The sequence below is a fragment of the Mesorhizobium sp. M0184 genome, from assembly GCF_040322215.1.
Lineage (GTDB): Bacteria > Pseudomonadota > Alphaproteobacteria > Rhizobiales > Rhizobiaceae > Mesorhizobium.
Window position 1 is genome coordinate 101,255 of sequence record NZ_JAMYSZ010000018.1, and the last position, 22,572, is coordinate 123,826.

Below are 22,572 nucleotides of genomic sequence, written 5' to 3' on the forward strand. Positions count from 1 at the left end.
GTCAGCCAGCGAGCACACCTGCTCCTGCTTGGAGGCATAGCAAAACAGAGTCTCGCCGCTAACTGCCTAAGTCGCACATGCGGCCTGAGTGCCGAACTCAGCTCACGGGGTGAGCGACATAGATTTCAATCACGTCGCACTCGATTTGCTCATCAATCAGCGAGTTAGGACGCCCTTCTGGGATTCTACATCCGTTCTCAAGCACGCACAGTCGGTTGCATAGCCGCTCCGCTTCTTCCACGAAGTTGGTGGCCACTAGAATCGTATTGCCCTGCGCCAGCAGGGCACGTAGCCGTTCCCAGATAAAATGGCGAGCATGTGGGTCCAAGCCACACTAGAACTCCACCATCCCTCTTTTGCGCTGACCAAGTAATCTTTGCCTGCTTCAGCGTCTTCTAATGGAAATTGTTTTGATCAGTGAAATCGATTGTTTGGATGAGGTGCATCCATAAAATGGATTGTTTGACAAGGCAGCGCGGCACATCGGCGGCACAAAGTCGTGGGCGCGAGGTTTCGCTCCGCGCGAAGACAAAGTTCGTGGCAGTCGGGGGCTTTGGGCGAACCGCACATCTGAGACGGCGGGGAAAAGCCGGGTAGGCATTACGTATTTGACCTCCAAAGAATTTCGGGCGCGCTAGCCCGAAAACGGTGGCTGGGCTTCAACGATGGGCGGGACGAGGCGACCATCAAACTGTGATTCATACTGGAGGCGATCGCAGTGCGGCGAATTTGAACGGCCGCCTTTGCCAGCCCTCGCCATCGCATCCGGCTACAGGTGCCGAAGATCTTCTCGATCCGAGTACAAATTCTGTGGATCGGTTGGTTCCAGGCGTCAAGCTCTCGGCCTCGTCGCGCCCCCACATAGCGGTTGCGACGATGCGCGGCCTTCCACCCTTGGCGCGCACCGCGTCGCCGAGATGATTGCCTCGGTAGGCGCTGTCGGCAAACACTTCGCCGGGATTGTCGGGCAGAGCATCAGGAACGGCGTTGCCGTCCTCGGTGTGGGCGCCGTGACGGCGATCTCCTCGACAAGGGCCGTATCGGCCTAGGCACCGAAATGGGCTTTGAAGCAATGAAACGCTGGTCGGCGCTTGTACTTGACCCAATGGCCCTCTTCATCATCTTCGCTGGCCGAGGCGATGATCGCCGCATCGACAGGCGTGCCGATCTTCACCTGGATCGCTGAACTGGCGGGTGATCTCGGCGAACAACAGGGCCATGAACCTCAAGGGCCTGTCGAAAACGGACGAGAGCGGGTTTGCACAGGTGTCCGCTCTGACACCGAGAACCCGCAGAACCCTCGGAACGATCCTCCACATGGCTGCAGACGCCAAAATTCCTCTCCCGGACATCGTCGCACAGCATCGCGTGCCAGTCGCTCAGTCCAGCCGGCTCGAAAGCTATCCGGCAGGAATTGCGCCATGTTGGCGCACTTGAAAGCGTCAGAGGGCGCCGTGTCGCATCTTTCGATGGGACCGGACGCCATGATGGCCATAAATGACGTGGATGGCCTGCGCCTGACATTCACGGCTGGCGGGTCCTGCACATCCGTCCTTCAGGAAACGCCCGCAAATGACATGTTGCGTTGAGGCAGTTAAGAATTGGACTTGAAAAAGGGACTTTGTGGACTGTCTCGACCGGTTGTTTCGCTTAGCAAAGCGCGGCCCCACGTCAGCAGAGGCTCATGGTCAAGGAACGCCTTAGTATCCATCACATGGATGGGCCACATTCACGCAATCAATTTTACACATGTCGCCGGGCGCATTAGAGAACGCTGAATTTAAACCGGAAGCGAGCGTACCCGGCGTCAAGATTTGCGAGCGTCACAGAGATAAGGATAGGCAGTGCTGAGGAGCTCTTCTGCCCCACGCGCAGCCTCTACCAAATCGCCCGGCGTAACGGTCGACTAGTATCGATTAAGAGATCCCAAGCCAGATGCAACCTCGTCTCTGAAACGAGATTTCCGAAAATGCAGGTCAGTGGATTGGTAAAGCGCAGGTTCGTCGTCTCTCAGAGGCGTACGGGGTTCGGTGATTGTCTGTGGTCGCTGGCGGCCGCTTGGCGCTACGCTCAGCGGTCGGGACGAACGCTAGCCGTCGACTGGCGCGGGTCCTGCTATCTCGACCAACCCTTCACAAATGCCTTTCCGGTGTTCTTCCAACCGATCAATGACATCGCTGGCGTACCGGCTATTTGCGACGACCGGATCAACGACTTTTCCTTCCCGGGTCCATTCTTCCCGGAGTGGTGGAATAGGCCAGCGATCGACTGCCTTTACCGCCCAGATGAGCAGATTTTCCAAGAGCGCGACGAGTTGGGCGAGCTCTTTCAGGCCGAACACGATGTCGAAGCGAACACAGTAGTGTGTGACGCTTGCTTGATGTGGCGCTGCGATGAGGATGCCGAGCGGCAGGTCTTCCAGAGTGTCAAGCCTCGGTCTGAAATTCAAACACGCATAGATGCCATTTACCAAGAATGTTTTGAGGGGCACAGCATCATCGGGGTTCATGTTCGACATGGTAACGGTGAAGACATCATGGACCATGCGCCCTACTGGGCCGATCCGGAGTTCGCCGTTCGACAAGTGTGCACTGCGGTTGATAAGGCTAAAGCGTTACCGCACCCCAAGCCTGTGCGGCTGTTCTTGTGCACGGACAGCGCGCAAATCCTGGATCATCTGTCGGCCAAGTTTCCCGATCTTCTCACCGTCCCCAAGCATTTCCGATCCGATCAAGACGGCCCCTTACACACTGCAGCACTTGGGATGGACGGCGCAATTTCCGCCCTCGTTGAGATGTATCTTCTCGGGCGCTGCGATACTGTAGTTCGGTTTCCTCCGACGAGCGCCTTTACACGATATGCACGCCTTTTCGTACCGCGGGTAATTGAGTTCGATCTGAAGGACCCAAGTCGTTTGATTTTGATAGAAGGCAGCCAAAGAATCTCTCATCTTGATTAAGACCGCTACCTGGGCAATTCGGCAAATGGAACGAACAGGCATAGAGACATCGACCGCAATCCACGAGAGGCGGGCCATGGCATACGCTAAATGTCCCGCAGCTGCTCAGCTTGATCCGCAGGCTTGAGGATCCGGACACACTGCAGCAGTTCTTGGCTCCATTCGGGACTGTTGCCGACGTCGATGAAACCAACGGCCTTAGGGCACGAATACAGAATGACGAGATCATTCATCTGCGGCCGTCCGGCAACGCGCCAGAACTTCGCTGTTACTCGGAGCGCCGCAAGACCATCCTAGAGCGACGGCGGTCGTGACGCTGACGCTAAGGGCGCGGGCAATGACGTCCAGAGACGAAATCGAGGTTGTTTAATGAAAGTGGTTCCCGTCATCATCAGCGGTGGAGCCGGATCGCGGCTATGGCCCGCTTCGAGGCAATCGCACCCCAAACCTTTCCTTAAAGTAGCAGATGGACATTCTCTCATTCAGCACACTGTCCTGCGCGTCGGTTCGATAAAGGGCGTAGTGGAACTCGTCGCCGTGACATCTGGGGAACACCTCTTCCTTACCAAGGACGAGTTCGACGAACTAGATTCCGTGGTCCTGCCACGCACCTTTCTGCTCGAGCCTGAAGGCCGGGATACGGCCGCAGCCGTTGCGGCAGCCGCCATCCATGCCAAGGCAACGCAAGGCCCTGACGCGATTCTATGCGTCTTCCCAGCCGATCACATGGTTGGCAACCTGCCTGCATTTTTAGACGTCATGTGCCGGGCCATCGAACATGCGAAGCTCGGGCGGATCGCCACATTGGGCATCACCCCAACCAGACCGGACACGGCATTTGGCTATATCGAAGCGGATGGTGAAAAAGTCGTCCGTTTCGTTGAAAAACCGGATCTGGACACAGCCAAAGCCTATGTCGCGTCCAAGCGCTTCTTCTGGAACGCCGGCATTTTCTGCTTTAGCGCACAAACCATGCTCAACGAGATGGCATCGCATTGCCCCGCGGTGATCCAGGCCGTCTCCGACAGCTACGAGAACGGGCGCTTCAGTCAAGGCGAAGGCTTTGCCAAAATCGAACTCGCGCCTGAGCATTTCGGCTCCGCCCCGCGAATCTCGCTCGACCACGCTGTCATGGAGAAGACGAACAAACTTGCCGTGGTTGCCTGCGACATGGATTGGAACGACATCGGATCCTGGAACGCAATGGCCGATTTGATCGCCCCCGACGAAAGCGGGAACAGGATACGCGGCGATGTGCATATGGTCGACACGACCGGCAGCTATGTGAGCTCCGACAAGCGCGTCATCGGCACGGTCGGTGTCAGCGATCTGGTGATCGTCGATTCCCCGGACGCTTTGCTTGTCGCATCCCGCGACCGCGTTCAGGACGTCAAGAAGCTGTTCGAGGGCCTCAAGGCTTCAGGACATGAAGCTCACCTGGTCCATAGCACGGTACACCGGCCGTGGGGTACCTACACGGTTCTCGAGGAAGGCGAGCGCTTCAAGATCAAACGCATCGAGGTGAAGCCCGGTCGGCGGCTGAGCCTGCAGATGCACTATCATCGTTCGGAGCACTGGGTCGTGGTCAGCGGCTCCGCGAAAATCGTCAATGGCGAGCAGGAGTTGTTCCTGGCGACAAACCAATCAGCCTACATCCCCTGCGGCCATAAGCATCGGCTGGAGAACCCAGGCAGAATTGACCTGGTGATCATTGAAGTGCAGAGCGGCGATTATCTCGGCGAGGATGATATCGTTCGCTTCGACGACGTATATGGTCGAACGTAGATTCACCCGCATGACGAGAACGGTCAACGTGTCGCTGACTAATTACCACTAGGAAGGCCGTCTGCCCACTCAGGACCGGATGCTTGTGGAATCGGGAATTGACCAAGGCAGCGGCGAATGACCGCAATCGGCATCAGGGTGGGACAAATCAACCGGAAAAGACCGGAGAGCATAGTAACGCAACACAGTCCCACTGTCGAATAGCCTTTGATATTTCTGACTTTCCAAGCACCCTCAGGGCCCACCAAAATTATATCAATGGGCTTATGGCCGACTTCGCTCTGAAGTGGGCCAAATCGAGCTCGCTATCCCCGCAGCACTCAGTTTGATTGTTTTCGTTGAAAACGAGCAAGGACAGGGGGAGGGCGATCTTGTGCTGGCTTCTATGTGTCCAATCTTGCTCCTGTTCGTCGTCAGGTTGTGTGCAGCCACATAGCGCGGCTATCGCGAGGCTGGAAGGCCTCCGATCGATAGGTGCGGCGAACGGCGGCAACGAGGTGCGAATAGGATGGCTGAGCGTATGATCGAGAATACCGCAGCTGCGGTCTAGCGCGAAATGCAGCGTCTGTGACTCATCGGTCATTGCAGCGCGATGAACCGGAAATCATGACCCTAAGCCGCCCTTCATCAGCCCACCAGCGCCGAGAAGAAGGCGAAGATCCGTCACAATGCCTACCTGTACCAAGGCTTCAAGCAGTTCACCGCGAATGTGAAGACCGCCAGCCATTGCTTCTTCATTTTCGGCCATTCGCTCGCTACGAATGACGACCACATCCTTAACCGCATAGCGCGTGGCAAGTTTCGCAAGCTCTGTGTTGGCATCTATGGTGAACCAGCATCCGCGGATAACCAGCGGATCATGAACCACGCGAACGAGCTAGCGGTGCAGCGCAACGAAAAATCGCCGCTTGATGTCGTCTTTTATGATGCTGCTACAGTTCATGTCTGGGGTTTAGGCTTAGAAGCGGAATGACTGCCAACCAGGTCATCGAGCCGGAAACTGACCGGCCGGTCGGCCCAAAAATGACATTCAGTTGCCTCCAGCCTTTCGACACGAGCCACTTCACGATCTCGCGATTGCCAGCTAGCGGCTTGTTGCTCGAGCTGCGCGATCCTAGTCTGTGGTCGCTATGCCTCAGCAATAAGAATCCGGTTCCTAGCCGGGCGGAGGCGCAACGAGATAGCCAGCTCAGGACAAGGAGAGCAAACCATGGTCGCTTTTACCCTCAATGGCGAGGCGCGAACACTCGACGTCGATCCAGAGATGCCGCTGCTCTGGGCGATCCGTGACGGCATCGGACTCACAGGAACGAAATTCGGTTGCGGCCTTGCCCAGTGCGGCGCTTGCACGGTTCACGTTAACGGCATGCCGACGCGCTCGTGCCAGACCGCAGTCGGCGACATCGAAGGAGCCTCGATCACCACCATTGAGGGCGTGTCGGGCAAGATCGGCGAAACGGTCCAGGCCGTGTGGGCCGAGTTCGACGTACCTCAATGCGGCTATTGCCAGTCTGGCCAGATCATGTCGGCCGTGGCCCTCCTGACAGAGACGCCGAAGCCGACGGACGATGATATTGATTCGGCGATGAGCGGCAATCTCTGCCGCTGCGCCACCTATCATCGCATCCGCGCGGCCATCCACGAGACCGCCAACCGGCTGGAGACTTGAGGCATGTTGCAGTTTCTCCCGAAGCATAATGCCGTGGGGCCTACGCGCCGCCAGTTCCTCCTCGGCACGGCCGTCACCACCGCGGGCCTCGCCGTGGGCTACCGGCTAATGATGGCCGCGCCCGCCAACGCACAAACGACGCCTGCAACGGTCCAGGCGAACCCCTTCCAGACCTATGTCGAGATCACACCGGAGAACCGAATCGTCGTCCACTCGTCGCAGTTCGAGATGGGACAAGGCTCCTATTTCGGCATCGCCACCCTGGTTATGGAAGAGCTCGACGGCGCCTGGGCGCAGGTCCACGTGGTCGGCGGATATGGCAATACCGCGCTCTACGGCAATCTCGCCTGGGGAGGGGCCGCGCAGGGAACCGGTGGCTCCACGTCGATGAGCTCGTCGTGGGAGCGCTACCGCAAGGCGGGTGCTGCCGCACGGGCCATGCTGGTGGCGGCCGCGGCGCAGCGGTGGGACGTGCCAGCCGGCGAGATCACAGTCGCTTCCGGGGTCGTGTCGCACGCCTCAGGGATGCAGGCGCGCTTCGGTGACCTGGCTGAAGCCGCAGCGGGAATGCCGGTTCCCGACGACGTGCCGCTAAAGCCGCGCGACAAGTGGGCCCAGATCGGATCGGACAGCCTCAAGCGCTACGATTCCGCCGGCAAGACCAATGGCGCGCAGACCTACACGATCGACCTCAAGATGGATGGACTCAATACGGCCGTTATGATCCATCCGCCGAAATTCGGCGCTGAGATCGAGAGCTTCGACGCCTCCAAGGCCAAGGCACTCGACGGCATTGTCGATGTCGTCCAGACGCCGCGCGGCATTGCCGTGGTCGGGAGGGACATGTGGACGGCGCTCAAGGGCCGCGATCTCGTGGAGGTGACCTGGAACGAAGAGAAGGCCGAAAGGCGCGGCACGGCCGAGATCATGGCCGAATACACTAAGGCAGCAGACGATCCGGGCGCGGCCACCGCGCGCGACGACGGTAACACTCCCGCAGCGTTGGCCAGTGCTGAGAAAGTCATCCAAGGGCACTACGAATTCCCCTATCTTGTCCATGCTTCGATCGAGCCACTCAACGCGGCCGCCCGAATCAACGAAGACGGCACCATCGACGTCTGGGGCGGACACCAGATGCCCGACCTTTATCAGGCGGCTGCCGCTCAAGTAGGCGGCACCACGCCCGACAAGGTGAGGCTGCACGTGATGAAGACCGGCGGCAGCTTCGGCCGCCGAGCGGTCTCGGACGCAGATCTCATTATCGAAGCTGTTTCCACAGCGCGTGCACTGGGACCCGGCAAGCCAGTGAAGGTGCAGTGGACCCGCGAGAACGACATGCGGGGTGGGCGGTACCGGCCGGTCTATGTGCACGCAGTCAAGGCGGGGCTCGACAAGGAAGGCAATGTCGTCGCTCTCCATGACCACATCGTGGGCCAATCGATCGCGGGCGGTTCGCCCTTTGCGGCGATGATCGAGAACGGCATCGATCCGACCTCCGTGGAGGGCGCCACCAACCTGCCCTATGCGATCCCGAACCTGAAGGTCGAGCTGACCACGACGGACGTGAACATCCCAGTGCTGTGGTGGCGTTCGGTAGGCTCCACCCACACCGCTTACGCAATGGAAACCCTGATCGATGAGCTCGCCGCCGCTGCGAACCGTGATCCGGTCGATTTCCGCTTGTCGATGCTCGGTCACCATCCACGGCATGCCGGCGTGCTGAAATTGGCTGCTGAGAAGGCAGGCTGGGACAAGCCTCTGCCGGAAGGCCGTTTCCGCGGCGTGGCCCTGCATGAAAGCCTCTCGACCTATGTCGCCGAGGTGGTGGAGATCACCTTCAACGATGGAAATGATTTCAAAGTCGACCGCGTCGTCTGCGCGGTAGATTGCGGCACCGCGATAAATCCTGACCAGATCCGCGCTCAGATGGAGGGCGGTATCGGCTTCGGGCTAGGCGCGATCCTCCAGGAGGAGCTGACCCTGACGGGCGGTGTCATAGACCAAGAGAACTACGACACCTATACGCCGCTCAGGATCGAGCAGATGCCGCGCGTCGAGGTGCACATTGTGCCGTCCGACGAGCCGCCCAAGGGCGTTGGCGAGCCCGGTGTGCCGCCGATCGGCCCGGCCGTCGCCAACGCGCTACGGGCGGCGACGGGCAAGACGATCCGCAAGCTGCCGATCATAAAGAACTTGTCAGCATAGCCGGGAATGACACCATGAAAACGGCCGCGATGAAGATCGCGGTCGTAGGTCGTTTTTGAACGCGTCCTGACAGGCGATCACCTCCATTCGATCAATTTCCGGCGGCTGCCCGGTCCAATATCCGGTTTAGAGACGGTAACCCGTGTTCTGAACGACCGCAGACGGTCGTTGGTGCTGGTAGCACTGAAGAACCGCTTTCGAGACGCAAATGCCGCACGCAAATGTCTCGAAAGGGTCACGCTAGAGACTTTTGTACCACCTATTGCATGTCTGCTATCGCTTTCTGGGCGCGAGAAGCGGCCGGTCCTCTGACGGCCCCATAACAGGACATTGATGTCTTCGCGCTGAGCGTCAGCAGTTGGCTCTACCGCGACCTTTCTCAGGAAGGCTGCACACCGACGCGATCTTCCTTTCACCTTGCGCAAACCTCCCTTCCGAGTGAGGCGTTCAGTGCGTCGGCTTGGTGGACTGAGGCACTTCTGAGTGGGACAACAACATTGAAAAACATTGGAAAAGATTTGAATGCTCTGAAGTCCCACTGATCTCTTACCAATTGATTTTTATGGCTTTCTGAATACCCTCCGGGCCCACCATAACCATTGATTTTATTGAGGAAAATACGCCTCGGCCCAAAACGTTTTGGGCCCATTATGGGCCCAAAAAAGGGCGGCCGATATGCCACCCTCCACTTGGTCGGGTTGATTCACTCATTTGATGACGCGCAGGGGTATCCGTTGCTTCATGGCGTCGCGTTTGGCTTCCCGCTCGTTAATGGCGCGGGCGATATCGACAGTCATCCGTTTCTTATTGGCCTCTCGCACATACTCGTCTGTTACCGTCATTGAAGAATGCCCCATCGCCTCCATGATAGCGCGCGCTTGGATGTTGCATTCGGCGAGATACGTGCCGAAGGTACGGCGCAGCCCGTGCAAGGTGTAGCCCTCCGGGATGCCGGCCTGCTTGTTCCAATGTGCCATCATGCCGGTGAGGCTCTTTTCGGAGAACGGACGCCCATAGGCGTTCTTCAATACCGTGCCACCCTTAGAGCGATCTAATGGCACTAAAGCTTGCGCCAGCTTGTCCACAACCGGGATGAACATCTCGCGCCCGCCATGACGGTTGCGATTTTTCTGCTGTCGGAAGTCGAAGGCTTCGATTGTTTCCAAGGAGCCATCGAACAATTCGATCTCCTCGAAGACCAAGTCGTCCCATTCCAGTGAGGCGATATCGCCGCGTCGGTTGCCGAGCCAGAAACCGAGCGCATAGCAGGTGCGCGGCGCTGAGCCGATTGGATGGTGCGCCTCGAACTTTTCACGAATGGCGATCGGCCAGGCGGGATTGGCAGTCGATTTGGGAATGCGGACGCGGATCGACAGCGAGGGATCGTCCTGCGGTTTGATCCATTTCTCAACTTCGATCGCCACCCACAGGAGCTTCTTGATTGCCACCAGCAGGTGCTTGGCAACCGTCCGGTTGGTGGCAAAGACGCTTTCGATAATCGCACGCAGATGGTCGGCATCGAGATGTTCCACCGGCGTATTGCGCCAAGTCAGCGGATAGGCAGGATCGACCTGCATCTGAAGGAAGCGCTCAATAAGCCGAGCATTCTTCTGCTGCGTCGCTTCATCGAAGTTCAGCCATTCCATCGTCGCTTCAAGTCGGCGCGCAGCATGACCAAATGTCTTTGGCAACGCCCGACCGGGCAAGTCAATGATGACGGCCTTTTGGCCTTGGCCTTGCGTTGCCTGTTCATAGGCGCCTTCGAACTCAGGATCGCCTGGTGCGCCAGGAAGCCGAATTTCGGGCATTCCTTTGCCGCGATAGCGATAGACGAGCTTTCCGTTCTTGATGCGCGACGAAACGCCGGGGTAGCGGACATCTTTAAAAGGCCTGACCATCAAATCTCCCTTTGAGTTTTCCGCTGCCGTTGCTCCACAGGCGGGGAATCCTCCAGCATTGCCTGAAGCGAAAGGGTCTTGCTTTCTATAGCAACGCGCAGGAGTACCGGGTAAGGGAAGCCCCGACCTTGCTCTATGCCTTCAAAAGTGCGTTTCGGTATTCCCAAGACCTTGGCTGCACTCTCGGCGGTGAATCCTCCCTTCGCCCGCCAGGCTTTCACTTCTCGCGCGAGCTTTTCATTGTCGTTCACGTCATCTCATCCGCTCAGGCGATGACTGTACTACGCCTGCAGCGTATACGCAATGTGCGTAGTTGCTTATCTCCTTGTCGGCTCTCGTTTGCTCCGCTCCAATAGTTGTTGGAGACCATTGTCTTTGTCTGGCAGGGCGGAGAAAGCGATATCGAGCGCCACACGATCCCAGATCGCGCGACTGTTGACGTGCTTAGGCCTCGGCATGCGGCCGTCAGCAACCATGTCGTCGAATAGTGTCGATCCGACGCCGACATAGCGCGCTGCTTCCTCACGAGAGAGGCCGCGGGGCGGGTACGAAAGCGCGTCACTCTTCATAGACGCGGCCTCGAGAACGTCGGTACTGAAACAGCACAACGATATCAAATCCAGGCGGTTGACTGTTTCGACAAGCCTCGGTCCCGGTAAACGGGGCCATATTGCACTCGGCACAACAAATCCACATCCCGCACATCCGGTAATGAAGAGACCGTGTTGCCCAAGATAAGAGATGTTGCGTGGTGCGGAAGCTGCTTGGCCGGCTCGTTCGGGAAAGGCGAGTAGCGACGTGCAAATCGGACAGGGTAAGATGCGGCAGAATGTTTCGGTGCTGACGTCGGGGGTTCAAGTCGCTAGAGGCTGTTGAAGGTGCGTTCGGCGGCGATATCGACTATGCCATGCTGATCAAGCTCTATGGCACTTCGCCTGACAGCGCCAAGGGCCGCTATAGCCCCGCCGAATGCACTGGCGCGCGGAAAGAACGGATCGAAGGAAATCCTGACATCAAGCATGTCAGCACGTCATTTGCGGAACGCCAGAACCTGACCATGCGGATGCACATGCGCCGCTTCACTCGCCTGACCAATGGCTTTCCAAGAAGGTGGAGGCTCACGCCAATGCGGTGGCGTTGCATTTCATGTACTACAATTTTGTTCGCATCCATGCCACGTTGCGCATGACGCCTGCGATGGCCACTGGCGTCACTGACAAGCTTTGGGAGATTGGTGACATCGTTGCGCTGATCGAAGCGAGAGAAGCCGAGAAACCGGCTATTCGCGGCCCTTACAAAAAGAGCCTTTCAAGCTAGCCGTCGCCTTCGGACGTTGGCTCATACTGCTTAGCGGAACGCATGGGAGGGAAGGATGCGTGTCACAAGCCTGTTTTTCCTATTAGCCGGTCTCACGATGCCAATTGCAGCCTTCGCTCAAGGCGAAGTATCGGTCGAACGAGGGTTGCAGGTATCAATCATCGGCGGGTGTCACGATTGCCATACCGAAGGCTACCGGGAAACAGAAGGCAAGATTGATCCTGAAAAGGCTTTAATGGGCAACTCGGTCGGTTGGCGCGGTCCTTGGGGCACGACCTATGCGACCAATCTTCGGATAGATGCTTCGGTAATGACCGAGCGTGGATTTGTAGGGATGCTGAAGCGCATTAGAACGTCTCCACCGATGCCTTGGTACAATCTTCGAGCGATGGACGAGAGCGATATGCAATCGCTCTATCAATACATTAGGTCGCTCGGCAAACACGGGAAGCCGGCCCCCAGTCGCATTCGCCCTGATAAGGAACCGACGACGCCATACGTTCAACTTGTGCCACCCCAAATGCCGAAGAACTGACAAATATGCCCAGAGCTGAGCGAAGAACGGCGCCCCGGCAAAAAGCGCAGCGTCAGATTTCAAACTGACCCACTACCCGGAATTCTCTTCACTAGACATCCGGCTCCCGTTTGAGGACTATTGGTCCAATCGGGCTGCGATACGTCCATGAATTTAGGGAAATGGCTGCAGAGCCTCGGTCTTGTTCAATATGAAGCTTCGTTCCGTGAGAACGGGATAGACAGCGAAGTGCTGCCTGACCTTACGGACGCCGACCTGGAAAAGATCGGCGTGCTTCTCGGGCATCGCAAGCGGTTGTTGAAGGCAATCGAACGCCTTGGTGCGCGGCAATTGGAACCCGAGCCCATAGAGCCGACGACGCCGCATGTCGACACAGCTGAGCGACGTCAGATTACAGTTATGTTCTGCGATCTCGTCGGCTCGACGCAAATGTCGACACGGCTGGATCCGGAGGAGATGCGCAACGTACTGCGCGCTTACCAAGAAGCCTGCTCCGTCATCATCGCCCGGTACGGGGGTTTGTTGCGAAGTTCATGGGTGACGGCGTGTTGGCCTATTTCGGCTATCCGCTTGCCCATGAAGACGACGCGGAGCGTTCCGTGCGTGCCGCTCTGGAGATCGTAGCTGCGGTTGCCACGGTTGAAACGGCGGCAGCAGGCACACTCCAGGCGCGCGTCGGAATTGCGACTGGCCTGGTGGTGGTGGGGGACGTGATCGGCCATGGTGCATCGCGCGAGCATGCGGTGGTCGGCGATACGCCGAATCTCGCGGCCCGGCTTCAGGGTCTGGCGAACGCAGGTCGCATCGTCATCGCGTCTTCGACGCGCCTACTACTTGGCGAGGTATTCGAGCTCAAGGCCCTGGGCGTCCACGTCATCAAAGGCTTTGATGCTCCGGTTTCGGCCTGGGAGGTCCTCCGCGAGACGGAGAACGTCAATCGGTTCGAGGCGTCCCGGTCGAACGCGCCCCTGGTGGGACGTGATCAGGAAGTGGCGTTGCTTGCCGACCGCTGGAGCGACGCGTGCGGGGGAAGGCCAAGTAGTGTTGCTGACCGGCGAGGCAGGCATCGGCAAGTCACGCCTGTTGGAGGCACTGCGCGAACGGATCGTGGGTCAACCTTATGGCCTTGTGCGTTACCAGTGTTCTCCGCACCATCGCAACGTCTCGATGTATCCGGTCGTCCGACAGATATCATCTTCGCTGGGTCTTAGGTCCGGCGAGCCGCCGACAGCGCAAATCGAAAGGCTCGAAGCTTTAATCGCCCGCTCGGGCCTCGGTGGCCGGGGCGTCGCATCCTATCTCGCCTCGCTTCTGTCGATCTCGACCGAGGGACACTTTCAGGACCTCGGAGTAGTGCCGAGCGAGGCAAAGGAGCAGACGATTGCCGCGTTGATTGAGCTGTTCGCCGGGCTGACGCGAGAGGCGCCCGTGTTTGCCGTGCTGGAGGACGCGCACTGGATAGACCCCACCTCGCTGGATTTCTTCAGCGGCATCGTCGAGCGAGTACCGGGATTGCGGGCGCTGTTGATAGTGACCTCTCGCCCGGAGTTTACAAATCCCTGGGTCGGTCAAGGCCATGTGACAGGGCTGGCGCTCAACCGATTCGGACGGCGTCACGCTGCAGCCATGATCGATCGCATCACCGGCGGCAAGGAGATTCCTGCAGAAGTGCAAAGCGCGATAATCTCTAAGACTGACGGCGTTCCCTTATTCGTTGAGGAACTGACCAAGGCGGTCCTTGAATCGGGGCAACTGCGCGAGCAAAGCCAGTGTTTTGTGCTGGCCGCGCCGTTGACGGCACTGGCGATTCCATCGACGCTGCAGGACTCCCTAATGGCGCGGTTGGATAGGCTCGGGTCGATCCGGGAAATCGCACAGATTGGCGCGGCGATCGGCCGGGAATTTTCGTACCGTCTGCTGGAAGCGATCTCGCCGATTACCGGAACCGCGCTTAAGGAGGCGTTACACAAGCTGGTCGAGTCGGAGCTGGTATTCTCTCGCGCCGCCATAGGTGACACGATCTATGTTTTCAAACACGCGCTCGTGCAGGATGCAGCCCACAACTCGCTGCTTCGCTCCCGCAGACAGCGCATCCATGCGGACATCGCCCGGTCAATTGTCGAGCGCTTTGCTGATAGCAGCGAATCCGCGCCGGCGGTGATCGCCCATCACTACACTGAGGCGGGACTCTCGGAGCCGGCGGCGCACTATTGGCTGACTGCTGCGGAATTGGCCCTGTCGCGGTCAGCTCTTGCCGAGGCCACTCAGCACACCGGGGCCGGATTGACGGCAGCCCGGCAAATCGAAGACGAGCAGGTGCGTCGACCACTTGAACTGGCTCTATTGGTCGCCCGCGCCAACTCGCTGCTGCCGTTCCAGGAAACAGTTGCGGCGTTGACTAGTGCCAAATCACTGCTTGACGCAGGCGTCGGTTCCGACTTGCAACGCTTCTCGGTTCTGCAGGGCCTTTGCGCGAGCAGCTATTTCGCGGGGAAGATGGAGGATGCGTTCGCCCTAGCGCGGCAGATTGTAGAGTTTGCGGACCGCCAGGTCGACCCGACATTCAAGTTGGTCGCCTATCGGCTTCTCGGGACGACCCAGGTCCTGACCGGACGTTCTCGCGAGGCTCTGGAAAGTCTGCAGTCGGCTGAAAGATATCGTGACCCCGACCGCCAGAAGGTGTTGAGCTCCTGGTTTGGCATCGACCCCGGCCTGAACGTCCTGTACTGGAAGACAATGGCGTTAGCTCTGCTGGGACAGTACGAGGGCGTCGCGAAATCCAGTGAACAGGTGCGGTCAGAGCTGTTAAATCATGGCAACGCTCACACCGTCGCGGCAGGCAACTTCTACACGATCGTGTGGCCACAATTTCTGTTCGGCAATCTCGACGCTTGCGAGAGCGATGCTGTTGCGCTCGTCACCTATTGCGGCGAACGGAAGGTCGAGCACCTGAAGCGAAACGGCGTTCTATGCCATGCATGTGTGCGAGCCCGGCGCGAGCCAACCGACGAGAACATAGCGACGATCCGTCAGGCGCTCGATTCCAATCGAACGCGCGACGCTCACCTATTCGAGTCAGTGTTCGTCGCGCAGCTTGCCGAATGCCTTCTGAAGGCCGGCAATACGGTGGCAGCAGAGGCTGCGGTGCGGGAAGGTTTCGCCTTCGTTGGCCGGTCGGGCGAGCAGTTCTGGCTGGCTGAACTTCATCGGCTCGATGGCCTGGTGGCACTGAAGCAACCACAGCCGGACCTCTCCCGGGGGGAAACCAGCCTCCTCGCCGCAATGGAGGTTGCGCGGCAGCAGGACGCCCGAATGTTGGAACTTCGAGCCGCGACAGATCTCGCGCGTTTCGCACACGAGGCCAGCCCTGGGCTCTATCCCTGCTCGATGCTGGAGCAACTCCTGGTTCCCTTTGCAGATGCAGAGTTCTCTCGGGACATACGCGACGCTCGCAATTTCCTGGCCTCGCAGGTTTCCGGTGACGTATTGGTAACCACAATGGCAACGAAGCCAGGCCTGCCTTAATGTCGGGAGCGGGATCGCCGCGTTGGGAGCACACCTCGCTGGCGACAAGGCGGGTCATGCTCTGGAGTTTTAGGTAATGCCAATCATCGACTTCTGGTTCTCAATAGGCAGCACCTACACATACCTGTCGGTCATGCGCATCGAGCAGGTCGAGAAGCAGACTGGCGTTCGTTTCGTCTGGAAACCCTTCAATGTGCGGGTGGTGATGATCGAGATGAACAACGTCCCCTTTGTGAACAAGCCGGCAAAGGCCGCCTATATGTGGAGGGACATCGAGCGGCGCTCGCAAATGCGCGGGCTCTCGCCGAAGCTCCCGGCGCCGTACCCTCTAGCGGAGCTGGAACGGGCGAACCGTGTAGCGATCGTGGGGGCAGCGGAAGGCTGGTGTCCCGCCTATGTCCGGGCAAGCTACAGGCGATGGATCGAAGAAGGACTTCCTGCCGGAAATGAGCCGAACATCAGCCAGAGTATCACGGAGGCCGGCGCCGATGTGGAGGATGTGCTGGCACGCGCGGACGCGGAAGAAGCCGTGGCGGGGCTTGTTGACGCGACGAACCAAGCCAAGAGCCTCGGCATTTTCGGCTCGCCGACTTTCGTCGTCGGCAAGGAGATTTTCTGGGGTGACGACCGGCTTGAGGACGCGATCTCTTGGAAGAATCGCCAGGGGAAATAACACCGGTCTATGCGGCGTGGATCATACTCTCACTAGAGCAAAATCTCTCAAACCTGTCGATGGGCGTTCGCGTTCGTCGTCGGGTTCTCTCGCTCCAGCGCAGCAGGCCGCAAACTCGATGCTAGGCGCTATGCGCCAAGCACTTGAATTCATTGAGATCGCCAACCTGTGTGCTCAATAGCGTAGCACAGAGGTATGGAGAAGAACGGCTTTCTAGAGAGCAATTCGGCTGATTTGGCGCACGGCCCAGCAAACAGCTTTCGGCGCCATCCTGGGCTTCAGAGCGCGCTGTATTCCAACAGAGAATTGTTTGGAATTTGAGGGTGGGAGACCGCTACATCGCAAGACCCACTATTGAGGGGGCGTTCTTTTGCTATCGCCGGCATGCGGCCTGACAGCACCCGGGATCCAGCGTCACGAGCTCGAAAGTACGAGTCGGACGATGATGAGGAAGCCGCGTAAAGTCACCCGGGAAGGGGAAGACGTTCTCGTAGGCATATCCGTGGACGTGATACATTCTAGCCACCCGTCAGCGCTTTTAAGTCTGCCGCCGACCAGGATCATTGACCGTAGCAGCGAACTGGGCCGCATCAACGGCTCGGCTCTTTCGATGTCGCCGACATCATCCGAGGCCGTGGCGGCAACGATGCGCTGAACGGCGCTGGCACGATGTTACATAAGTCTCGCAAGAACAACCGATTAAGGACCAGCGGAGTCACGAAGAAGCGATATCATGACCCAGCGCAGCTCGATCTACTCGACTGGGCAGCGAGCGCCCGATCGCCAAGATCATCAGCGCCATCCCCGGCACCGCGAAACGGATGTGGAGGGAACGCCACACGAACAACCCGCCGCACATCGTGCCGATGCGGGGGCGGGCATGAGCGTGGCGGCCTTACTGATGCAGCGTGAGCCGGTCCATGGGCGCGTTTGCTTCGGCCAACCTAGCCAGCGCTTGCTCGACGTTTTGAGCCGAGGTGTCAGTGCGCTTGATGTGCCGGATCATTTGCCGCGTCAGTCGCGCGAGCCTGGCGGCGCGATATACATCGCCGTATCTCGCAGTTTCAAGGTGGAGGGTCGCGAGCCTCATGGGCGACAATCCAATTGTCTAGCGGTAGAATTCGCGAATCCGCCTTTGGTTCCGCTGTCCGATCTTACGCTCGCAAAGAGCTGGCCGGAGGGCCGTGACGAATGAGAGGCCGGTCCTCACATATTGCTGCGCGGTCTGAGGCGCTAGCCGTGACGACATGGGGCAGCGGCGGATCGGAAGGCCTTCACGGCCCGGATGGTTCAACGTGTGCGAACTCCGTCAGCGCTGGTGGGATCGATCTTCGTCAACCGCGATCTGGCCTCCACCACGCGCCGTTGCGCAGCCCGTATCCTGCTGCACAGCGCGATATTGATGCCGACGCCGCAGTCTTCATCCAGCATTTCATTCGCACGTTTAAGGGAAAGCTGCGCTCCGTTGAGCCGCTGTCGGGCTCTCGCCAGTTCCATATCCAAAAATTCCATTATCCTGCATCTATTGCAGTCCCTTCGATTGGTAAACCGCTTGTGGCCGCCGTTGGTTCCGGCTGGCGCGAGCGTCCAACCCAAGCGTCGATATGGAATCTCCGGACTTGGTTCAGTCGGCGGAGCTGGCTGCAAACTTGCCCGAAACATTCGTTCAACCCTCATGAGGCCATACAACTCCTCCGCCACCCGCACGGCGGGCGCTTGGAGGAGCGACCGAACCGTAGTGATGTTCAAAATGCTGCGTCAACGACATGAGTGTCGTGGCCTTCTGCTTCCAGAACTCGGTGGACCCAGAAGCCATCAAGGCCGGCCCCTTGAATGATGACGAACGGATAGTCGCGGCCGGTTCGGCTACGAGCCTTTGCTTCAACTGAGCGAGGCGGCCAAGAAGCCCGGCAATATCCGCGCCGGGGATGGTATGGCGCGATAACTTCTCGCCAGCTCCCGGCGAATCGAGGTGACCAGCCAGGACTTCTTGCTCAACTCCACCGAAACAAAGATCTCGTCCAGCTCTTTGTGCGCTGCCTTGCTTTCAAAACCACTCGGCGTCGCTGCTGGCGTTCAAGCGTGGCGAACCGCGAGTCTGCTCCATGCTACGCGTGCCGAGCCCTTATGAGGAGGATCGCCGCCGCATCGTCCGGGAGCGCAAGGTGTTGATGGAAGAACGCATCCGGCACGGCAACCGAGTCAAGGGTCTGCTCTTCTCGCAGGGCATCACCGGCTGCGATCCTTTGCGGCGTGATCGTCGCGATCGGCTGGAAACTCTTCACACCGGCGATGGACGGGATCTGCCCGCAAATATGAAGCGCCAGGTTCTGCGTGAGGTCGACCGAATGGAAATGCTGCTCGATCAGATCAAGGCAGTCGAGGCGGAACGGGACGCCATGCTCGCCGAAGAACGCCAATCGGCGCGTGAAGTGGTTATGCTGTCGAAAGTCGTCGGTATCGGACCAGAGTTTGCGGCCGTGCTGTGGGGAGAGGGCTTGTTTCGGTGCTTCGACAATCGCCGGCAGCTGGCGGCCTATGCCGGCCTTGCGCCGACGCCATGGCAAAGCGGGTCGATCGACCGGGAACAGGGGATCGGAAGTCCGGAAACCCACGCTTGCGATCGACGCTGCTGGAAATGGCGTGGCTCTGGTTGCGGCACCAGCCCGCCTCGGCGCTCAGCCGCTGGTTCAACGAGCGAGTTGCCCAGAATGGCGGATGCTTCAAGAAGGTGATGATTACCGCGCTGGCCCGCAAGCTGATCGTGGCTTTGTGGAAATACGTCCGCGCCGGCGTGGTGATCGAAGGAGCGTTTGTAAGACCATGACGATCTGACCGCATTCCAGTTCGGCCAGGGCCTGATCAGCCCCGCCAGAACCAGGTGGACGACCGCATTGCGGCATGGCTTTGAACGCCGTCATCGAGACTGGTCTCGTCCTCCTGAGCCCTTGCCGCCGCAGGCGGGATTATGGTGCGGCCGCTCGAGCGGCGACCGGATGTGAGGTTGATACGTGCAAACGCGCGGATCAGGAATGGGCTCAGACCTCAGGTTCATGTGGCGGTAGGGATCGCGCTGCTTGTGCCGAATGCGATTGAGCACCCTTGACAGGACGCCTCGCACCGAGCGGAGCGTCCTCCAGAAACGACCACTCAGCAGCTCAGAGCCACAGCTTGACGAGTGGTCCGTCATGTGAGGCCGCAATGGGCGCGGCCCGAGAAACAGAAGGAACCACCACAATGGCGACGATCGGCACATTCTCCCGCACCGCGAACGGCTTCTCCGGCTCAGTCAAAACCCTCAACCTCAACGTCAAGACAGTGTCGTTCACCCCGGTCGACGGCGACAATGAAAAAGGTCCGGACTTCCGCATCTTCGCCGGCGCCATCGAGTTCGGGGCGGCATGGAAGAAGACCTCGCGCGAGGGCCGCGACTATCACTCAGTCAAGCTCGACGATCCCAGCTTCCCCGCTCCGATCTATGCGAGCCTGGTCGAAACCGACCCCGGGGGCGAGTTCTCGCTCATCTGGTCCCGCCGCGCCGCCGAGTGATCCGAGCTAACACGAAGCCCCGCGCAAGGCGGGGCTTCGCCATGTTCAGGTTCGCCACTGCACCTATATCTGGTGCAGCACGCTACGCTTTGACGGGTGCCTTGCCCGCCTTCTTCACCGGCGATTTGATTGCCGTGGCAATTGCTGCCGCCGCTGGCGCGCGAGCAGCTCGTTTTGGTTTTTCCGCCGCAGCCGTCGCTGGCGCTGCCGCCTTGCGGCCCAAGCCTATTGATTTTGCCAGGGCCGAGCGAGTCGCCGCGTAGTTCGGCGCAACCATAGGATAGTCGGAGGGCAGGTTCCATTTCTGACGGTATTCGTCAGGGCTCAGATTGTAATGCGTTCCGATATGCCGCTTCAAGGATTTGAACTTTTTCCCGTCTTCCAGGCATATGATGAAATCAGGTGACACTGACTTCTTGATCGACACCGCCGGCTCCAGTTTGGCTGCGGCCGGAGCCACAGGGGTGCCGATCCCTTGCAAAGCGACATAGACATCCCCGATCAGCTTCGATAACTCGCCGACCGGCAGCGGATTGTTCGAAACGTAGGCGGAAACGATGTCGGCGGTGATTGATACGAGATCAGCCTGGTCGCTTGGGTCTGGAGAAACGGTCATCGAATTTCCTCTTGTCCAAAGGGCGCTTTGAAAACGGATAGTATGTCTATTCGCCAATCAGGCCAATAATCGTTACTCCGCCAACAAACCTCACTCCGTGTAAATATCAAGCAGGCAAATTTCGCTGCGATCGTTCGGTCGGCTGCAGACAAGTTGCCGATCGCGTCGGGGAAGCAGGGAGGCTTTCCGCCTCGCTTCTCCGCACGCCAAGCGCACAGCCAAACGCAAGCCAGCGCCATGAATCATGGCTCCTGGTCGCAGGATCGAGCCATGAACAATTGTCGTCGCGACACTCTGTTGCGCGGTCCTGGTCCTCGCCCCGGCATGAATTGGCCCTCGCGTGTACCTCTTGTGGGACTCATTCAGGTGGGCTGCACCGCCTCGCGCCGATCGGCAGGATGGATGTTGCTGACATGGCAGCCGGCATGCGCCCGAACGGCTGCCGCCTACTGGCTCAACGAATATCTGATGAACGGCGTGCTGCTTTTGAAGCGCTTGCCACCCCGCAGCTGACAACTCGTTTGACACCACGGCGCCGCGAGCCCATCGAGCCCCTTGCGCATGTCGGTATGACCGAGCGCCAGATGCACCTTCACCCCCGTCGGAACGACGATCATGATGCGTTCTTCCTCGCCGCGAGATGCTGCTGGACTGCATCTGCATTGTGCCGACGGATGCAAAGACGCGCCGCCCGTCGTCCAGTTGGGCTGTCATCACGCCGTCCGGCGGTCGTACGAGATTGCGCAGGGCAGTCAGTACCGGCGGTTCGGTTTCCGTCCCATGGATGAGTGCAACCGTTGCCAATTGCGGCGCCTTGCGAGCGGTCACGCCGAACTCGACACGCCGGCCGAAGGCATGCTGGTGGCCATCCCATGGCGGCGGCAAACCTCCGCCACACTGACGCCGGGCTTCTCCGTCTCCTGCACGATCGCCTGCTTCTGTGCGTCGCTGAAGCGGCGCCGGTTCGACCGCCCGTCAACCGCGGTGTCAAGTGACATTGGCGCCGTACGCAATTAGCAGCGCTGCTGAATTGAGCCCGCGCACTCGGATGCAACAGAGATCGCCAGTCCACTTCGGCCTCGAATTCCTCGGGGACGAGCGCGCCATTTGCGCAGCGCATGGGGCGAAAGTCCGAGCGCCGCGGCATATTCGGCAAGCCCCAACCCGCTCCAGTTCATCGCCTCCACATGCTTGCCCCAGAACGCCTGCAGGGCAATCGGACCGGTGTCCGTATGCACGCTGTAGCGGTAGCGGCGCGGGCTCTTGCGTCGCTTCGGCGGCCCTTTCTTGCCCCGCTTTTCCGGCTTTTCCTGGCGCAATTTCCGCAGATATTCCGCACGTTTGCGCCGATCTTCCGGGCTCAGCAGATGGCGCACTCACAGCTCAAAAGTCTTCGTCGAAAGCTTGCGCCGGCGGCAATATTCCTCCGCCTCAAAACGGCCCGATACCAGGTCGCGTCATGCGTCGACCAGCACGGGTTGTTGGCCTTGTCCCAGGAACGTTGAGGCACCGCCGGAAATCTCTCAATAGCAAGGAACGTCACATGTTGCGAGATTGCACGACCCGAAAGATGTGCAGGATCCGGACGGTTACCGAGGGTGGTGGGGGACAGCGAGGGTGGTGGGGGACAGCAAGATAAAGCGAGCTGGCGCTCGCCCTCGCTTCGCTCGTAAGTGTCTGTCTGCACATTGTTTTTTCCTGCTCGTGCCGACGCTAGGCGGCAGGCCGCGAGGTGCGTGGCTGACGGTTGGTCCACTATCCTGTTGGTCTGAAAAGCAAAGATGTGGTGCCGCAGCGATGTGCGATCCGCTGATCTACGCCACAGCAAGTCTTTGCGCGCC

The 22,572-nt window shown here is 59.1% G+C and carries 21 protein-coding genes and 5 pseudogenes; 16 read left to right on the forward strand and 10 right to left on the reverse strand.

The genetic code is table 11. The features are described 5' to 3' along the window. Positions 1 to 15 precede the first annotated feature (15 nt). Positions 16 to 331 (reverse strand): annotated as a pseudogene (locus tag NKJ23_RS21600) (nodulation factor ABC transporter ATP-binding protein NodI); the annotation flags it as partial. A 714-nt stretch (positions 332 to 1,045) separates the two neighbouring features. Further along, on the reverse strand, positions 1,046 to 1,174 hold the full coding sequence (locus NKJ23_RS21605; protein ID WP_352449730.1) for a hypothetical protein: 129 nt from the start codon (positions 1,172 to 1,174) through the stop codon (positions 1,046 to 1,048). A gap of 795 nt (positions 1,175 to 1,969) precedes the next feature. Between NKJ23_RS21605 and NKJ23_RS21610 the strand changes: the two genes are divergently transcribed. From NKJ23_RS21610 to NKJ23_RS21635, 6 genes are all read left to right on the forward strand, one after another. Then, entirely contained in the window at positions 1,970 to 2,959 is a 990-nt protein-coding gene (locus NKJ23_RS21610) for a nodulation protein NodZ (RefSeq protein WP_352530898.1), read from the forward strand. Between the two features lie 152 nt (positions 2,960 to 3,111). Continuing rightward, entirely contained in the window at positions 3,112 to 3,273 is a 162-nt protein-coding gene (locus NKJ23_RS21615; protein ID WP_352479197.1) for a hypothetical protein, read from the forward strand. 55 nt (positions 3,274 to 3,328) lie between these two features. Then, on the forward strand, positions 3,329 to 4,744 hold the full coding sequence (locus NKJ23_RS21620; protein ID WP_352682189.1) for a mannose-1-phosphate guanylyltransferase/mannose-6-phosphate isomerase: 1,416 nt from the start codon (positions 3,329 to 3,331) through the stop codon (positions 4,742 to 4,744). A 676-nt stretch (positions 4,745 to 5,420) separates the two neighbouring features. Next, positions 5,421 to 5,717, forward strand: coding sequence for a DUF4917 family protein (locus tag NKJ23_RS21625; RefSeq protein ID WP_245278578.1), 297 nt, complete (start codon positions 5,421 to 5,423; stop codon positions 5,715 to 5,717). 237 nt (positions 5,718 to 5,954) lie between these two features. Further along, entirely contained in the window at positions 5,955 to 6,413 is a 459-nt protein-coding gene (locus NKJ23_RS21630) for a (2Fe-2S)-binding protein (protein WP_352467057.1), read from the forward strand. Positions 6,414 to 6,416: 3 nt separating this feature from the next. Further along, a complete protein-coding gene (locus NKJ23_RS21635) occupies positions 6,417 to 8,618 on the forward strand; it encodes a xanthine dehydrogenase family protein molybdopterin-binding subunit (RefSeq protein WP_352682191.1) in 2,202 nt (733 codons plus the stop codon). Positions 8,619 to 9,325: 707 nt separating this feature from the next. On the opposite strand, the gene NKJ23_RS21640 is transcribed toward NKJ23_RS21635, so the two are convergent. From NKJ23_RS21640 to NKJ23_RS21650, 3 genes are all read right to left on the reverse strand, one after another. Then, the gene (locus NKJ23_RS21640; protein WP_352682193.1) at positions 9,326 to 10,516 is read right to left on the reverse strand and encodes a tyrosine-type recombinase/integrase; all 1,191 of its coding nucleotides are present in this window, start codon (positions 10,514 to 10,516) and stop codon (positions 9,326 to 9,328) included. Next, positions 10,516 to 10,767 carry a helix-turn-helix domain-containing protein gene (locus NKJ23_RS21645; protein WP_023680045.1) on the reverse strand — a complete coding sequence of 84 codons (252 nt, stop codon included), beginning with the start codon at positions 10,765 to 10,767 and terminating at the stop codon, positions 10,516 to 10,518. Before NKJ23_RS21645 ends, NKJ23_RS21640 begins: the two co-directional genes overlap by 1 nt. A 66-nt stretch (positions 10,768 to 10,833) precedes the next feature. Then, on the reverse strand, positions 10,834 to 11,085 hold the full coding sequence (locus NKJ23_RS21650) for a hypothetical protein (RefSeq protein WP_031212899.1): 252 nt from the start codon (positions 11,083 to 11,085) through the stop codon (positions 10,834 to 10,836). Positions 11,086 to 11,378: 293 nt separating this feature from the next. Here NKJ23_RS21650 and NKJ23_RS21655 point away from each other — a divergent pair. The 7 genes and pseudogenes from NKJ23_RS21655 to NKJ23_RS21685 form a co-directional block, all read left to right on the forward strand. After that, positions 11,379 to 11,833: pseudogene (locus tag NKJ23_RS21655) on the forward strand (IS1 family transposase); the annotation flags it as partial. 55 nt (positions 11,834 to 11,888) lie between these two features. After that, positions 11,889 to 12,368: a c-type cytochrome gene (locus tag NKJ23_RS21660; RefSeq protein WP_352457996.1), complete on the forward strand. Its 480-nt coding sequence runs from the start codon at positions 11,889 to 11,891 to the stop codon at positions 12,366 to 12,368. Positions 12,369 to 12,515: 147 nt separating this feature from the next. Further along, positions 12,516 to 12,992 carry an adenylate/guanylate cyclase domain-containing protein gene (locus NKJ23_RS21665; protein WP_352682195.1) on the forward strand — a complete coding sequence of 159 codons (477 nt, stop codon included), beginning with the start codon at positions 12,516 to 12,518 and terminating at the stop codon, positions 12,990 to 12,992. After that, positions 12,902 to 13,192, forward strand: a pseudogene (locus tag NKJ23_RS21670) (adenylate/guanylate cyclase domain-containing protein); the annotation flags it as partial. The gene NKJ23_RS21665 and the pseudogene NKJ23_RS21670, both read left to right, overlap by 91 nt. 64 nt (positions 13,193 to 13,256) lie before the next feature. Beyond that, complete coding sequence (locus NKJ23_RS21675) at positions 13,257 to 15,893, forward strand: ATP-binding protein (protein ID WP_352682197.1); 2,637 nt, start codon at positions 13,257 to 13,259, stop codon at positions 15,891 to 15,893. A 76-nt stretch (positions 15,894 to 15,969) separates the two neighbouring features. Then, complete coding sequence (locus NKJ23_RS21680; RefSeq protein WP_023680039.1) at positions 15,970 to 16,566, forward strand: 2-hydroxychromene-2-carboxylate isomerase; 597 nt, start codon at positions 15,970 to 15,972, stop codon at positions 16,564 to 16,566. A gap of 733 nt (positions 16,567 to 17,299) precedes the next feature. Continuing rightward, on the forward strand, positions 17,300 to 17,761 hold the full coding sequence (locus NKJ23_RS21685) for a hypothetical protein (RefSeq protein WP_352458777.1): 462 nt from the start codon (positions 17,300 to 17,302) through the stop codon (positions 17,759 to 17,761). A gap of 95 nt (positions 17,762 to 17,856) precedes the next feature. On the opposite strand, the gene NKJ23_RS21690 is transcribed toward NKJ23_RS21685, so the two are convergent. Together NKJ23_RS21690 and NKJ23_RS34710 are read right to left on the reverse strand one after the other, a co-directional pair. Next, positions 17,857 to 18,078: a hypothetical protein gene (locus NKJ23_RS21690; RefSeq protein WP_023680037.1), complete on the reverse strand. Its 222-nt coding sequence runs from the start codon at positions 18,076 to 18,078 to the stop codon at positions 17,857 to 17,859. Positions 18,079 to 18,317: 239 nt separating this feature from the next. Continuing rightward, positions 18,318 to 18,591: pseudogene (locus NKJ23_RS34710) on the reverse strand (IS110 family transposase); the annotation flags it as partial. Between the two features lie 38 nt (positions 18,592 to 18,629). Between NKJ23_RS34710 and NKJ23_RS21695 the strand changes: the two are divergent. Together NKJ23_RS21695 and NKJ23_RS21700 are read left to right on the forward strand one after the other, a co-directional pair. Then, a pseudogene (locus NKJ23_RS21695) lies at positions 18,630 to 19,393 on the forward strand (IS110 family RNA-guided transposase); the annotation flags it as partial. Between the two features lie 410 nt (positions 19,394 to 19,803). Further along, the gene (locus tag NKJ23_RS21700; protein WP_023680034.1) at positions 19,804 to 20,115 is read left to right on the forward strand and encodes a DUF736 domain-containing protein; all 312 of its coding nucleotides are present in this window, start codon (positions 19,804 to 19,806) and stop codon (positions 20,113 to 20,115) included. Positions 20,116 to 20,197: 82 nt separating this feature from the next. Here NKJ23_RS21700 and NKJ23_RS21705 read toward each other — a convergent pair whose 3' ends face one another. Both NKJ23_RS21705 and NKJ23_RS21710 read right to left on the reverse strand, forming a co-directional pair. Next, positions 20,198 to 20,731 (reverse strand): Ros/MucR family transcriptional regulator, encoded by a 534-nt coding sequence (locus tag NKJ23_RS21705; RefSeq protein WP_352682199.1) that lies wholly within the window; start codon positions 20,729 to 20,731, stop codon positions 20,198 to 20,200. Positions 20,732 to 21,177: 446 nt separating this feature from the next. Next, positions 21,178 to 21,348 (reverse strand): hypothetical protein, encoded by a 171-nt coding sequence (locus tag NKJ23_RS21710; RefSeq protein ID WP_245274835.1) that lies wholly within the window; start codon positions 21,346 to 21,348, stop codon positions 21,178 to 21,180. On the opposite strand from NKJ23_RS21710, the gene NKJ23_RS34715 reads away from it, so the two are divergent. Beyond that, complete coding sequence (locus NKJ23_RS34715) at positions 21,347 to 21,748, forward strand: hypothetical protein (protein WP_245274834.1); 402 nt, start codon at positions 21,347 to 21,349, stop codon at positions 21,746 to 21,748. The two genes, NKJ23_RS21710 and NKJ23_RS34715, sit on opposite strands and share 2 nt — an antisense overlap. On the opposite strand, the gene NKJ23_RS21720 is transcribed toward NKJ23_RS34715, so the two are convergent. Beyond that, positions 21,745 to 22,107, reverse strand: coding sequence for a hypothetical protein (locus tag NKJ23_RS21720; RefSeq protein ID WP_352682201.1), 363 nt, complete (start codon positions 22,105 to 22,107; stop codon positions 21,745 to 21,747). The two genes, NKJ23_RS34715 and NKJ23_RS21720, sit on opposite strands and share 4 nt — an antisense overlap. Positions 22,108 to 22,572 lie beyond the last annotated feature (465 nt).

Bases quoted from the DNA above. Each gene is read 5' to 3' on its own strand.
- NKJ23_RS21610 (WP_352530898.1), top strand. From the start codon at position 1,970: ATGCAGGTCAGTGGATTGGTAAAGCGCAGGTTCGTCGTCTCTCAGAGG.
- NKJ23_RS21620 (WP_352682189.1), top strand. From the start codon at position 3,329: ATGAAAGTGGTTCCCGTCATCATCAGCGGTGGAGCCGGATCGCGGCTA.
- NKJ23_RS21630 (WP_352467057.1), top strand. From the start codon at position 5,955: ATGGTCGCTTTTACCCTCAATGGCGAGGCGCGAACACTCGACGTCGAT.
- NKJ23_RS21635 (WP_352682191.1), top strand. From the start codon at position 6,417: ATGTTGCAGTTTCTCCCGAAGCATAATGCCGTGGGGCCTACGCGCCGC.
- NKJ23_RS21640 (WP_352682193.1), bottom strand. From the start codon at position 10,516: ATGGTCAGGCCTTTTAAAGATGTCCGCTACCCCGGCGTTTCGTCGCGC.
- NKJ23_RS21650 (WP_031212899.1), bottom strand. From the start codon at position 11,085: ATGAAGAGTGACGCGCTTTCGTACCCGCCCCGCGGCCTCTCTCGTGAG.
- NKJ23_RS21660 (WP_352457996.1), top strand. From the start codon at position 11,889: ATGCGTGTCACAAGCCTGTTTTTCCTATTAGCCGGTCTCACGATGCCA.
- NKJ23_RS21665 (WP_352682195.1), top strand. From the start codon at position 12,516: ATGAATTTAGGGAAATGGCTGCAGAGCCTCGGTCTTGTTCAATATGAA.
- NKJ23_RS21675 (WP_352682197.1), top strand. From the start codon at position 13,257: ATGCTCCGGTTTCGGCCTGGGAGGTCCTCCGCGAGACGGAGAACGTCA.
- NKJ23_RS21680 (WP_023680039.1), top strand. From the start codon at position 15,970: ATGCCAATCATCGACTTCTGGTTCTCAATAGGCAGCACCTACACATAC.
- NKJ23_RS21685 (WP_352458777.1), top strand. From the start codon at position 17,300: ATGACCCAGCGCAGCTCGATCTACTCGACTGGGCAGCGAGCGCCCGAT.
- NKJ23_RS21690 (WP_023680037.1), bottom strand. From the start codon at position 18,078: ATGGAATTTTTGGATATGGAACTGGCGAGAGCCCGACAGCGGCTCAAC.
- NKJ23_RS21700 (WP_023680034.1), top strand. From the start codon at position 19,804: ATGGCGACGATCGGCACATTCTCCCGCACCGCGAACGGCTTCTCCGGC.
- NKJ23_RS21705 (WP_352682199.1), bottom strand. From the start codon at position 20,731: ATGACCGTTTCTCCAGACCCAAGCGACCAGGCTGATCTCGTATCAATC.
- NKJ23_RS34715 (WP_245274834.1), top strand. From the start codon at position 21,347: ATGATGCGTTCTTCCTCGCCGCGAGATGCTGCTGGACTGCATCTGCAT.
- NKJ23_RS21710 (WP_245274835.1), bottom strand. From the start codon at position 21,348: ATGATCGTCGTTCCGACGGGGGTGAAGGTGCATCTGGCGCTCGGTCAT.